The organism is Saccharothrix sp. ST-888, assembly GCF_000955975.1.
Taxonomy (GTDB): Bacteria; Actinomycetota; Actinomycetes; order Streptomycetales; family Streptomycetaceae; genus Kitasatospora.
Genome location: NZ_JYJF01000004.1, coordinates 21,993 through 35,347, shown reverse-complemented (window position 1 = coordinate 35,347; position 13,355 = coordinate 21,993). Strand labels below are relative to the sequence as shown.

Below are 13,355 nucleotides of genomic sequence, written 5' to 3'. Positions count from 1 at the left end.
CTTCAGGGCGCGAGGTCCGCCAAGTCGCCGAGGAGGGCGGCGAGCACCAGTTCCTCCTCGATCCGGCGGCCGGCCCGACTGAGTTCGGCCGCGAGAGCGGGGTCCCACGGGGTCTCGGCAGCGCTGCCTGCCAGGGGCCCGGTGTGCGGGTGGGCGGTGAGGGCCGCCCGGTAGTCGTCGGCGGTGTACCGCCACGGAGTCCACGGCACGTGGGCCAGGAGGCGTGTGGCGATACGGACGCCGCCCCAGTCGAAGTCGCCGTGGTACCGCAAGGTCCAGTCGGCGTCAGCGTAGAGGCGGAGCAGGTGCAGGGCAGCCGTGCTGGGCTGGCCCTGGAGGCAGACCAGGGGCGGGCAGCGGGCGCCCAGCAGGTTGGCGGCGGCGAGCATGACGGCGGGGTTCTCGCAAACGTACGCCACCCCGCCGCGAGGCGGTTGCGGAGCGTCCCCGAGGAGCTGGCGGAGGGTCAGCACGGCGGGCTGGCCGGCGGCGGCCAGAGCGGTCAGCGCGCGGCCGGTGGCGGTGTGATCGCCACCGGGCAGATTGAGCACAAGAGCCTGGGAGGAGAGCTCGTCCAGGAGGAGCCCGGCAGCGGCCCAGGTGTCGCGGCGCCGACCGGCACCGGGCCCGGCCAGCGCCCCGGTGAGGGCGCGGACGGCGTCGAGGGTGAGGGTGGCGAGCGGCCCGTGGTCGAGGGCGTGGGCGTCACCGATGGTCCTGGCGGCGAAGGTGCTCAGCGACTGCGGGGGTGACAGCGGCAGTCGGGGGAGGATCCGGGCGAGCGCGGTGAGGAGCGGTGCGGCCTCCTCCGGGGTGCGGGCGAGGCGGCGGACCAGGCCGGTGGCGTGTAGCTCCCGGTACCAGTCGGCCAGCTCGGGCCGGGCGGCGACCGCATCCGCCAGGGCGGCGAAGGCGTGGTCCCAGGCTCGGCTCAGCTCCTCGGCGGCCCCCCGACGCGAGGTCACGGGCCCGGTGAGGGCGACGACGGCGGCGGCGAGTCCGTCCGAGCAGGCACCACTGGCCCGGAGTATCCCGTCCACGGCCGGCAGCGGCACCGACAACGACCGTCCGGGCCTGGGAGCGCGTCCCAGGAGACGGGCGACGGCGGCGCGTTCGGCGTCGTCGGCGCCACTGCGGGTGAGCGTGGTGTCCAGCGGCTGCCCGGCTTCGAGGCGTCGACGGACCCGGTCGACCAGCCAGGCCGTCTCGGGCGTGCCGAGCAGGCGGCGTAGACGCGGCAGGTCGGCGGTCACTCGCCCGGACCATCCCGGCGCTGGGCCGGAACGACCGGATCGGGTGTACGTGTGCGCTGGCGGCCGTCCCACTCCCAGCGGGTCACCAGGACGGCGGCGATCTCGTCCACCCGGGAGAGCTGCGCGATCGCCAGGCCCGGGACCTGCGGGTAGCAGCCCCACTCGCGTTCGGAGGTCATCACCACGTCCAGGTCGAAGGCGGCGAGCAGACCCAGGGACTTGGCCCGGGAGTCGTCGTCGACGCCCGCGAAGGCCTCGTCCAGGGTGACCAGGCGCGGGGCGTGCGGGCTGCCGGCCGAGGCGTAGTGCGAGGACGCGGCGGCGAACAGCGGCAACGAGACGGCCAGGACGCGTTCGCCGCCCGAGGCCGGCCCGGTGGCGGGCTGCCACTTCCCGTGCTGGTGCCGCTCGATGCCGAACTCGTGCCACGAGCGGTAGTCCAACGCGGTGGTGAGGTGCTCCAGCCACGTGCCGGCGGGATTGTCGGTGCGGGCCCGGTCGATCTGGGCCTGGAGGAACTCGCCGAGGGCCGTCCGATCGGAGGCGGTCCAGGCGTCGGACGACTGGCGCAGCAGGCGGTCGCGGGCTGCGGCCAGGCCACCGGGGGCGTTGCGGGCCGGTCGCCAGACCAGGCGTAGCAGCATGCCGGTGCTGGTCGGGCGGTCCTTCAGCTCCGCGTTCATCCGGAGGACCTGGTGCTCGGCGGCACCGACCAGTTCCTGGAGGGTTCCCGCGACCTCGGTGACCAGGTGGTTCTCCAGGATCTCCTGCTCGCGGGCGGAGAGCAGCCGTTGCCGGTCGGCGACTTCGGCAGCGAGGGCGCCGGCCAGCTCGGGGACGGAGCGTTCGCGGCCCTGGAAGAGGATGTCGACCACCAGGCCGTCCTCCAGCATTCGGGCCGCTGCCGTGTGGCCGTGCCGGGAGAGGGCGTCGGAGAGGTCCTTGAGCTCCTCGGTGATCCGGCGCTGGACCCGTTCCCAGGCCGGGTCGGAGTCGTCGACGGACTCCAGCTCGCGTTCGACGGCGCGGGCGAGGCGGACGGCGGGTTCGGGGGCCCAGGAGTCCCCGGGGTGGTCGAGGTCGGGCAGGGCGACGCCGAGCAGACCGGTGGCCGCGAAGCGGCGCAGCGCGTCGATGGCCTCGGCACGGGTACCGGCGGTGTCCTCGATCTCGGCACGTACCCGGGTGCGCAGGGCGTCGGCAGCGGCCTGGCGGCCGGTGGCCGTGTTCTGCTCGCGGCGGGTGGCCCGCTCGCGCTCGTCGATGTCCCGCAGGGTCACCACCACGGCGGCGAGTTGGCGCTGCAGTTCGGCGACGGCCGTGCCGACGGTGGCCTGGAGCGTCTGGTGGCGCTCGCCGGCGGCGACGGATTCCCGGGCCGCCGCGCGGGAACGCTCGGCCAGCTCCGCGCCGTGCTCGGCGGCCCGTTCGTGGTCGGCCTCCTCGACCGCCAGCGCGGACCGCGCGGCGCGCGCCTCGCGGACGGCGGGCCAGAGCGCGGCAAGGGCTTCCCGGTAGGCGCTCACGGCCTCGCGCGCCTCGCGCAGCTCCCCACCGGTGACGGGGAGAACGAGTTCGTCGGCGAGGCTGTGCAGTTCGCCGACGACCTGGTCCACCTCGGCGGAAGCGTCCGCGGCTTCCTGATCGGCTGCCTGACGCCGTTCGACGGTCCGGGCGTATTCGACGCGGGCTGCCGTCGACGCGGCGTGGGCGGCGCGCAGGGCGGAGTCGTCCGGCAGCCCGGCCTGCTCGGCGGCGAGCCGGTGCTCGTCGGCCTCCAGAGCCTCGTCCTGGTCTGCCAGGGCACCCAGCTGAGCCGCATATTCGGCGAGTTCGGCTTCCACGGCGGCGATCCTGGCGCGCCGGGCCTGCTCGCGGGCGCCCTCCCCAAGGTACTCAGCGGCGGGCTTGGACCAGGCTCCGGTGAGCACGCCGAGCCGGAAACGGCCGTCGGAAGCAATCCAGCTCCCGCTGTGCGGAAGCTCCTCGACCGGGCCGAGCAGGCCGATTCCGGCCAACAGCCGGGACACCGCTTCGTCCGGTACGAATGAAGCCGCGGAGTCCTCCCGGTCGACGGCGGGGTGCAGGACGGCAGCGAGCGACGGCCCGTCCACGGGTGCGCCGGCGGTCAGCAGGGTGTCCCCGGTGTCGGCGGAGGCGACCGTTCCGTCGGGGCCGACCCATGCGTCGAGCAGCCCGGACGCCTCCAGGGCCGCTTCCAGACCGGCCCGCGCGCTGTCCGTCAGACCGGAGTCGTCGGTGAAGTCCACCAAGCGCCAGAGCGGGGCACCGGGCCTGTCCCGACGGTCCCCTGCTGAGCGGGTGTACGGCGGCTTGGGCCCGCGTCGGGCACCGGAGCGCAGCTCGGCCAGCTCGGCCTGGAGCTTGTCGATCCCTTGCCGGGTCTCGGTACGCCCGAGTGCGAGGGCGGCCCGGCGGCGGGCGAGTTCGCTGCCGGTGGTGGCGGCGGTCTGCTGGGCTGCGATCCTGGCCGGATCGGGCCCGTCCAGAGTCTCGACCCACTGGGCGAGTTCGTCCAGCATGCCTTCCGGGTCGTCCGGGCGCAGCAGCGTGCAGGACGCGAAATGGGCGCGGGCCCTGGCGAGATGGTCCTCGCCGGCCTGAACCGCGCTCTCCACGGCCTCGGCCCCAAGGTCCGCCCGGCGGGCCAGCTCGGCGTCCGCGTCTTCCAGCCGCCTGCGGGCCCGGTCAAGCGTCCGAGTGGCTTCCTGGGCGGAGGCCAGCTGCCCCTCGACCAGGGCGACGGAGCGCAGCCGGCGGTCGGTGATCTCGTCGGCGGCCTGCCCGGCGGCCTCCAGGGTGTCCCCGGCGGCGAGCGGGTCCGCGATCAGGTCGTGGTGCTGCCGCTCCAACCGGGCCTTCGTCGCTGCCTCGCCGGCCCGGGTCAGCCCGGTCTGCTGCGCCCGCCCGGCCGCATCGGCCCGCGAACGTGCGGCGCCCAGCCGGGCCGCGTACCGGGCCAACTCGCCGTCGGCCCGGGTGCGGTCAGCCTCCGCGCGCTCGGCGTCCCGCGCGGTGCGCTCAGCCAGCTCGGCCGCCTGCTCCAGCTCGCGGGCACTGCGCATCTCGGGGCCGGCCCGCAGCGCCTCGTCTCTGGCCCGCAGACCAGTGCGACTGCGGTCCAGTTCCTCCAACCGGGCCTCGGCGTCCTCCAGGGCGGTGCCAGCAGCCTCGAAGTCCACCTCGGCGGTGTTCAGTTCGGCACGCAGCGACTCGTACCGGGAGTGCTGGGCTCGCGGCGCGCGGGCCTTGCGCCGGGCGGCCACCTGGGCGTAGCGGCGGTAGTGCTGGAGGAAGGCGGTGGCGGCGCGTTCGGCCGCGACCATCACCGCCAGCTGCTCCTTCTCCTCGTCCAGCGAGCGGAACGCCTCGGCGACGTCGGCGACCACAGCCTGGTCCATCGGCGGCAGCGACTCGGTGAGCGCCTGGGAAAGGGCCTTCTCGCTCGGCCGCTTGGACAGCTGCGGCTGGCGCAGCTGCACCAGCAGGTCCACCAGGGCCGCGTAACGCTGCTCACCGAGACCGAACAGCGCCTCGTCCACCGCGCGCCGGTAGGTCCGGGCGGAGTCGTACACCAGGCCGCGCCCGTCCATCGCCTCGGTCAACCGGTCGCGGCCGATCGCTGCGCCGGTGGAGTCGAGCAGCCCGAGGCCGCCGTCGCCAGGGTCCGCGCCGACGCGCCGGTCGGTGACGAAGTACCAGTGCCGTGCGATGCCCCGGCCGGCCACCGCCTTGAGCCCGCAGCCGAGGGTGGTGTAGCGGGCGGTACCGTCCTCGTCGAGTCGGCCGAACTCGATCCAGGTGTAGCCGAGGCGCTCGGGGTGCGGGTGCTCGCCGCCGAGCAGCAGGTTCCACTCCATCCGCTTCTTGGGGTCGGCGTCCGGCTCGACCCGGTGCGGGGAGAGGTCGCCGTCCAGCAGGAAGGGCAGGGTGAGGGCGAGCACCTTGGACTTGCCGGTGCCGTTGTTGCCACGCAGCAGCAGACGGCCGTCGCGGAAGTGGAACTCCTCGACGTCGTAGTAGAAGAGGTCGACCAGGCCGGTGCGGAGTGGCTGCCAGCGGGTGCGGCCCGGCACGGGCAACGGTGTGGAGACGTTGGTGCTCATCTGGTCTTGGCCTTCCGGTGGTTCGCCGTACTCTTCGTCCGCTGCGCTGCGCTCTTCTTCGGGGCACGGCCGCCGGGCTCCAGCAGGATGGTCTCGCCGACCCGGTAGCGGTCCAGCGCCGGGCGGGGCCGGACCGCCGGGGCACCGTCCGCGACCGTCACACGCTCCAGCAGGCCGAGCGCCGTCAGCCGCTCCACGGCCTGCTCGGTCAGCTCCACCTCGGCGCCGGGGACGGTGGCACTGCGCCGCCAGAAGCCCGCGTGGTCGAGGGCCCAGCCGGCGACCTGGCGGTGCAGTTCGGTCAGCGGGACGGTAGCGCCCTTGCCCGCCAGGTACTCGGCGACCAGCAGCGCCGCATGGCCCTCGGTGCCCTGCTCGGGCATCCGCAGGTCGGTCAGGTCGTCGTCCGGGTCGACCATCGCCAGACCCTCGGCCCGCACCTCCGCCACCAGGCCGGTGAGTTCGCCGATGCGACGGGTCAACGCACCTCGCTGTGAGGTGAGATACGCGGTCTCGGCCTCCGACAGCTCGTCCAGGTAGAGCACGGGATCGTCCAGCAGCCGCCTGGTCAGGGTGTACCGCAGCGCGCGGTTGCGCAGCTCGTCGCTGTCCGGCAGCGCCTCGGCGTTGAGTTCGGCGAGTCGTTCTTCGAAGCCGGACGCCCGGACGGTGCTCGGCCCTCGCCGGGAGATCAGCAGCCCGGCCAGCGCCCGGCGGTCCACGTCGTACAGCGCGTCGCCGGCGGACTTGAGGAAGGCGTCCTCGTCACCGGCCACCTTGGCCAGCACGCCCCAGGTGAGCAACAGCCGGACCACGGCGACCAAGTCGGTGCGCTGCTCTCGGTCGGCCAGCGTGAACGTGACACCGGCCGCCTCCAGGGCCGGGTCTGCGGCGGCGAGCACCACCTGCTCGGCCAGCCGACCGAGGGCGATCTGCTGGTCGGCGCGTTCCAGCACGGCCAGGCACAGGCACACCAGCACGTAGCGACGGCGGGAAAAGGGCAGCCCGCTGCGCTGGTCGCGGGCCGGGTGGCTCGGGTCGGTGTCCCGACCGGGAACGCGGCGCAGCCGGGCCACCTCGGAGTCCACCAGCAACGCCCATCCGGTGTTGCGGTCGAACCAGGTCCGCAATTCGGTTGCGTGCTGCCGGACCAGGCGGAAGTCGTCGCTGCCCGCACGCAGCAGGGGTCTGCGGAGCAGCGCCCGCGCCGCCCGGCGGACCTCGTCCGCCCGCTGCGCGGCGAGCGCGTCGCCCAGGCGGCTGCCAGCCGTCCTGCCCGTCGTCCTGTCGGTCATCGCGGGCTCCCGGCGCTCTCGCGGTCCGCCGCCAGGTCCGTGATCTCGACCAGGTGCTCCGGCCCGTGCAGTACACCGTCGAGGGTGTGGATCTCCGCGGCAGCGCCGCCCGGCAGCCTGGTGAGTCTGATCTCCATCGTCCCGTCGCTGATGGTGACAGCGACCGTGTCCGTACCGGGCCGCCATGCGGACAGGGCGTCTCCGAGCAGTCGCAGGAACAGCCGGAAGGCCGCCGGGTCGAGCTCTCCCAGATCGCTCAGCCGCACCTCGCCGTCGGTCGCCAGCCGCGCCCTAGCCGCCGCCGTCTGCTCGGCCTGCTTGCGGGCCAGTTCCGCCAGGTACGCCTTGGCCTCGCCGCGGTCCTGGACGGCCCGTGCCCGGCCACGCCGCTCGTACGAGCCGGTGCGGCGCAGCTGCGGACTGATCCGTACGCCCGGCGCGTCGTACCACGAGGCCGAGGCGGGCACCGGGTCGGCCCCGCGGACGGCCAGTGCCTCCGGGTCGATGGTCAGGTGCCGGGCCGAGTACAACCCGAACGCCGAGCGCCACAACCGGTGCCTGGCCTGGTCGTCGGGCGCTTCAGCGAACCAGCGGGCCAGCTCCCGAAAGTCTGCGGAGCGGTCCGACCGACCGGACCTTCTCTCGTTCAGCGCCTGCACCACACCCAGCAGTTGCGGGACCGCCTGGCGGGCCGCCGAGCGCAGCAGCTTCGCCTGGGAACTGCGGCCCGGCACGCTGAGGAACCACGCCCGCAGCCCCTCCCACCGCCCGTACCAGCGCTGCTCGGCGGCGGTCAGTGCCTCGGCCGAGGCGTCCGGAGCCGTGTCGGACGCCTCACGGGCGGCGGCCAGCCGCAGCAGCGGGCCGGCCGAGCCCTCGTGCGGTGTCCCCAGGCGCTCCAACAGCCCCGCGATCTCGGCGCCTCGGGTGACCAGATCCTCGATGAAACGCTCCAGGTACTCGATCAGCCGCTGCTTGTAGGCGAGGAACACCTCGACCTCGGCATCGTGCAGGTCGACCGTGCGTTGCAGCGAACTCATGAACGCCCGCGCGTTCTCGGCCAGGCCGGAGAAGCGGTCCACCAGGGCGAGCAGGGCAAGGTGGGCCACCCCCGGATCCGGCACGGGCTGCCCAGCCAGCGCGAGCAGCGCCCGCAGCTGTACGGCGATGTCAGCGAGCGCCACCGCCTGGAGTTCGCCGCGCCTTCCCAGCGCCTCGTCGTAAGCCGCCAGTGCCTCCTCGGCGGCCTCACCCTCCCGGGTCAACTGGTAGATGTAGCGGGAGCGGTAAAAATCCTCCAGCGCGGTGACCCGGCCGGTGTCAGGGTCCGCCCGAAGATTTCCCCACCGGGCGAGCCGCTCCAGCGCCGTCGCCACACTCTCCACCGGCGGCCGGCCGTCGGCCGGCAGACCAAGGTGAACGTCCTCCGGCCGGAGGTGGACGGTGAACTCCTGTTTGGCTCGGACGAACGCACCCATGACCTGGCGGTAGAGAGCCGAGTGCTCCGTCGTGAGATGGGCGAAGGGCTGGTACGAACCGTTCCCGCGGGCGGCGGCGCCGATTGGTCGGTTCGCGTGCGGGTCGTCGGAGCGTGTCACGACCCCGATTCTGCCGGATCTCGTGCGCGGACTGCGGCGGTTCGCGAGATCCATGCCCATACACGGACAATTCCTGCCGGAGACGGTGGCCACCTGGGCAACCGGCTGCCCAGGGCCCAGGCCCGGCTACGCGGCTGAAGCGAGCACCGTCATCCCTGCCGCACCGAAGGCGTTGCCCAGGACGACGTTGGCGGTCTTGCGGCCGACGCCGGGGAGCGTGACCAAGTCCTCCAGGCGGCCCGGGACCTCGCCGTCGTAGCGGTCGCGGACGGCGGCGGAGAGACCGAGCAGCGACTTGGCCTTCGCCGGGAAGAACCCGGTCGGCCGGATGATCTCCTCCAGCTCCTCCGGGACGGCCGCCGCCATGTCCTCCGGGGTGGGGTACTTCGCGAACAGCACCGGTGTCGTCTGGTTCACCCGCAGGTCGGTGGTCTGCGCCGACAGCACGGTGGCCACCAGCAGTTGGAAGGGCGAATCGAAGTCCAACTCGGGGTGCGCGTACGGATACAGCTCCGCCAGCTCGCGGTTGATCTTCCGCGCCCGCCGCACCATCGCGAGATGCGACTCCGGCTTCGTCGGCTTCGCCACCGCCTTCACCGCCGGTTTGGCCGCGGCCTTCCGGACCTTGCTCTCTGCCATGCACGAAGGCTGCGCCGAACGCTTCACCCCGAGGTCCGTTTCGCTGGGCAGCGCGGCCCCGCATAGCGGGACGAGTCCCGGGAAGTGGTCGCGCGGATCGGCCCCGACCTGGCCCGATTGCAGGATGGAGATCTGCGGGAACTGGGCGGATCAAGCCCGGCCCAGGATGCTCGGCGGTGCAGTCCGTCGTGTGGAGATCGTTCGCACCAGCGGCCGACGCCGGCCCTCGCAGGTACACGTGCCGACGTGTGGGGCGGGCCGGGTAAGCCAGCCCGAGCTCAGCTGCAAGCCAGAAACGATCAAGTTTCGAACCGCCTGCAACACCGACCACCCGACACGGTAGGTTGGCGCTGCCGGCCTCCGTCGGACACGGATCGGCCACATCGGGACGACGGCGATGCGGCAGGGCTGGAGGAGTGCCAACGTGGACGAGGACCTGAAGCACCGGGTCCGCGTACCCGTGGGCCCCGAGGCGACCCGATGGGCCACCCGCGGGCGATGTCGCCGAGTCCTGTTGGTCGTTCACAACGTGACGGCGGCGACTCGGTTGCTCGATGTGCTTCCGCTGTTCCGCGATGATCTGCGACTCCAGTTGCTGGCGACCTGCACCGGATCATCGCCCTTCCAGGCCGGCGTGACGGAACTACTCGCCTCGACGGGCGTTCCGGTACTGCCGTGGGAGCAGGCGCTCTCCACTCCCGTGGACCTGGCCATATCCGCCAGCTTCGGCGGCCAACTCGCTGACGTTCAGGGGAAGTTGGCCGTCCTCTCCCATGGCGTCGGATACAATAAGAAGCTGGCGAAACCGGAAACCGGAAACCGGAAACCGGAAACCGGAAACCGGAAACCGGAAACCGGAAACCGGAAACCAGGCACCGGTGTTCGGGCTCGGGGCCGAGTGGCTCCTCTCCGATGGCATCCCTGTCGCGGATGCCATGGTCCTCTCCCATCCCGAGCAGATCGGACGGCTGGCCGATGCCTGCCCCGAGGCCGTGCCGACCGCCGTACTGGGCGGCGATCCCTGTTTCGACCGTATCCTCGCCGCCCGGCACCACCGCGACCGGTACCGCCGGGCTCTGGGGGTCCGTCCCGGGCAGCGCTTCGTTCTCCTGAACTCCACCTGGAATCCGACCTCGCTCTTCGGCGACGCCGGCCCCGATGACGTCCTCCCGCTCCTGCTGCCCCGGCTGACCTCCGAGCTCCCCGCCGACGAGTACCGGGTCGCCGCGGTGCTCCACCCGAACATCTGGCACGGCCACGGCCCCGGTCAGGTCCGTCTGTGGCTGGACCGGGCCCGGCGGGCGGGGCTCGCGCTCATCGACCCGCTGGAAGGCTGGCGCCAGGCCCTGATAGCCGCTGACGCGGTCATCGGCGACTTCGGATCGGTCAGCTACTACGCGGCCGCCTGCGGCACCCCCGTTCTCCTGGGAGCCGCCCCGCTGGAGGCGCTTGGAGCGTCGTCACCAGTGGCGGCGTTCGTCCGATCCGCACCCCGCCTCGATCCGTACGGCGCGTTGCTGCCCCAGCTGGAAAGGCTCCTGGCCGAGCACCGCCCCCTCGACGGACCGGCCGGCCTGACGACCTCCGCGCCAGGCCGGTCGGCGGCACTGCTGCGCGGCCTCTTCTACCGGCTGATCGGCGTCGCCGAGCCCGCCGCTCCGGCGGTGCTCGACCCACTGCCCCTGCCGCCGTACGAGCCGCCGCTGCGCACGGCACCACTGCGCGTCCTCACCCACACCGCAGCGGACGGCAGCATCGCCGTCCAACGCTTCGTCGAGCCCCGCTACGAACCCGACGGCGGCGGCGAGGGGCATATCGCGGCGCACGAGGACACTCTCGATCCCAGCGTGCTGGAGATCGCCGACGTCATCCTCCGGTACGGCGACGCGGACGACCCCCGGCTGGGCTCCCCCTGCATGTGGGCAGCCGAGGTGCTCGACCGGTACCCGTCCGCTTCGCTCGCCGCCTACGTCACAGGCCCCGACGAGTGCAGCGTGCTGCACCGCAGTGGACTGCTGCTCCGGCTGACGGCCGAGTCGGCCGCCGATCCGGCTGCGCACGCCTCGGCGCTGCACGCCTGGCTGAGCACCGGCTCGGACGTAGCGGAGCTGGTGGCAGCCGGGCTGACCGTGCGGACCGGAGCGAGCACGCAACACGTACGGGTCACGGTTGTCCGGGAAGGCACCGCACGCGGAGAGCGGCGAGGTAGTTGACGTGGATCGTGGCGTTCTCCCGGCTCAGCAGAGCGGTGGCCTCGTCGATCAGCGGGAGCGCCGCAACGTGGTCGAACCTGTCGAGATGGATCTCGGCGAGGTCCGTCAGCACCCGGGCCGTGTTGTAGCGCTCCCCGGTCTCCCGGAAGAATTCCAGCGCCGTCCCGAGCCGTTGACCCGCCGCGTCGAATCGGCCGAGGCCCCGCAGGGCCCGTCCCCGATGGCGTCGCAACAGCGCGCGGGCACGCGGCAGATCGGCGGCGCCCTCGTCGGCAGGACCGATCTCTCCGAGCAGCCGGTCGGCCTCCTCGAAGCACTCCAGTGCGGGCTGGAAGCGCCACTGCCGCAGCCGCAGCAGGCCCAGAGTCTCGATGGCGGTCGCCCGACCGCGCGCGTGCCCGGCCCGGGCCTCGTCGTCCGCGGCTGCCAGCAGCTCGCTCTCGGCCTCCTCGTAGCGCTGCGACTCCAGTAGGGCCAGGGCCAGTTGGGTGTGCATCCGGCCGGCCATCCGGGTGCCCGCGCAGTGCCGTCCGGCAGCGCGGACCCCGGCCCGCAGCGCAGGAAGCACGGCGTCGTGGCAACCGGCCTTGAGCTGAACCGCCCAGAGAGCCTCGACGGTTTGGCAGACGATGTCGTAGTGGCCGAACTCCTCGGCGGCGAGCGCGGCTTCCACCAGATTGCCCAACTCGCCCGCCAGCGCGGCGATCGCCGCACCCTCGCCCTCGTATCCGCCTGGTCCGAGCTCGCCGTAGAGCGGACCGAGATGCCAGCGTTCCTTCAGCGCCGCGTAGTCCGCCTGGACGGCGAAGCGCAGGTACCAGTCCACCGTACGGGCCACTGTCGCGGCGCACCCGGCCAGGCCGTCCTCGCGGGCGGCGGTCTCCTCCGCGTGGGAACGCACCGCCGGACGGTACCGGTAGCGGCCGTCCGCAGTGCTCTCCAGCAGTTGGAGATCGGCGAGTTCGGCCATCAGTCGTCCCGCCTCGGCCTCTGACACGTCGGCCGTCGCAGCTGCTGCGGCCGCGCTGAGGGAGGGCCAGGGCCGCAGCGATCCCAGCCGGTAGATTCTGGCCGCTTCCGGTCCGAGCCGGCGATATGCCTGCTCGGCTGCCACCCGCACCGGGCCGCCCGCGCTCGCCGCGCCGCCGCCGGCGACGGGAGGAGGCGGCACCGGCGGATCCGCCAACTGCGGGGCAGCGGCACGCAGCGCGAACGGGGAGCCCGCGCAACGCTCCAGCACCGACGGCAGGGCGGCACGGGCTGCCGTCATGGCCGACTTGCCGGCGAGTTCGGTCAACAGGCGTTTGGCGTCCTTGTCGGACAGCGGGCCGACCGGAATCGTGACCGCGTCCAGGCCGGTGAGCGGGCGACGGGCGACGATCACGGTGAACACCCCGGGCGCGGCCGTGATCAGCGGCCGGACCTGGGCGGCCGACTGCGCGTGGTCGAGCACGACCAGCAGGCTCCGGCCCGCGAGCACGGTCCGGAAGAGATCGATCCGGTCCTCGACCGCAGGCGGAACGTGCTCCGCCGGTACGCCGAGCTGGAGCAGGAAGTGCCTCAGGACCGTGGCGGTGGTCGGGGCGTTGACAGCCGGTCCGCCTCGGAGGTCCGCGTACAGGCTTCCGTCCGGGAACCTGCCGACTTCACGACCGCCCCAGTGGAAGGCGAGGGAGCTGGTGCCGATTCCCTCGGGGCCGTGCAGGACGGCCACCTTCGGGAGCCCGTCGGGCTTGCGAGCGGCCTCGCGGTCGAGGAGTGCCAGCGGTCCCTTCCGGTCGGTGAAGAAGCGGGCCGAGGCCGGCAGCAGCCGCGGTACCCCGTGCACCGTCGCCCGGCCGGTACCGTTCCTGCTCATCACGGCGGCCAGTGCCCTGGCCTGGTCGGGGTCACGGAGGGCTGCCGCCATGAGCAGACCGGCGACCGCTTCCCGCTCCGCCGCCCCGGCCGGCGCCGGAACCTCCCGGCCCACCGCCCGGGCCACCAGCCCACCCACCGTCTCCCAGGCCCGCTTCCCCGCCTCGTTGGCCATCCCCGCGCCGGCCGCGCCCAGGAAGGCCGTCACCGCCGACAACGACAGCGGATCCACCACACCACATCCCCCCGGTCCGTCGCGGCGCAGAGGTCCACCACCGCTCCAAGCCTGTTGCGTCCGGCTCAACGGTAGCCTGCCGGAGCGCCCGCGCAGAGGAGTTCGGGAGCCCGACGCAGCCAGGAGAACCGCGCCCGG

The 13,355-nt window shown here is 73.2% G+C and carries 7 protein-coding genes; 1 reads left to right on the top strand and 6 read right to left on the bottom strand.

Features of this window, described 5'->3' with window-relative positions:
- Positions 1 to 2 precede the first annotated feature (2 nt).
- From UK12_RS03515 to UK12_RS03495, 5 genes are all read right to left on the bottom strand, one after another.
- Positions 3 to 1,253: a TIGR02679 family protein gene (locus tag UK12_RS03515; RefSeq protein WP_045299338.1), complete on the bottom strand. Its 1,251-nt coding sequence runs from the start codon at positions 1,251 to 1,253 to the stop codon at positions 3 to 5.
- Positions 1,250 to 5,380, bottom strand: coding sequence for a TIGR02680 family protein (locus UK12_RS03510; RefSeq protein ID WP_045299336.1), 4,131 nt, complete (start codon positions 5,378 to 5,380; stop codon positions 1,250 to 1,252). The genes UK12_RS03515 and UK12_RS03510 overlap by 4 nt, the downstream gene beginning before the upstream one ends.
- Positions 5,377 to 6,675, bottom strand: a complete 1,299-nt coding sequence (locus UK12_RS03505; protein WP_045299334.1) for a TIGR02678 family protein — start codon at positions 6,673 to 6,675, stop codon at positions 5,377 to 5,379. The genes UK12_RS03510 and UK12_RS03505 overlap by 4 nt, the downstream gene beginning before the upstream one ends.
- Complete coding sequence (locus tag UK12_RS03500; protein WP_231591023.1) at positions 6,672 to 8,273, bottom strand: TIGR02677 family protein; 1,602 nt, start codon at positions 8,271 to 8,273, stop codon at positions 6,672 to 6,674. Before UK12_RS03500 ends, UK12_RS03505 begins: the two co-directional genes overlap by 4 nt.
- Positions 8,274 to 8,399: 126 nt before the next feature.
- Complete coding sequence (locus UK12_RS03495) at positions 8,400 to 8,912, bottom strand: endonuclease III domain-containing protein (RefSeq protein WP_197084520.1); 513 nt, start codon at positions 8,910 to 8,912, stop codon at positions 8,400 to 8,402.
- A 935-nt stretch (positions 8,913 to 9,847) separates the two neighbouring features.
- On the opposite strand from UK12_RS03495, the gene UK12_RS03490 reads away from it, so the two are divergent.
- Positions 9,848 to 11,125 carry a hypothetical protein gene (locus UK12_RS03490; protein WP_045299487.1) on the top strand — a complete coding sequence of 426 codons (1,278 nt, stop codon included), beginning with the start codon at positions 9,848 to 9,850 and terminating at the stop codon, positions 11,123 to 11,125.
- Here the strand turns inward: UK12_RS03490 and UK12_RS03485 are convergent.
- The gene (locus UK12_RS03485; protein ID WP_045299332.1) at positions 11,076 to 13,217 is read right to left on the bottom strand and encodes a tetratricopeptide repeat protein; all 2,142 of its coding nucleotides are present in this window, start codon (positions 13,215 to 13,217) and stop codon (positions 11,076 to 11,078) included. The genes UK12_RS03490 and UK12_RS03485 overlap by 50 nt on opposite strands.
- Positions 13,218 to 13,355: the final 138 nt, after the last annotated feature.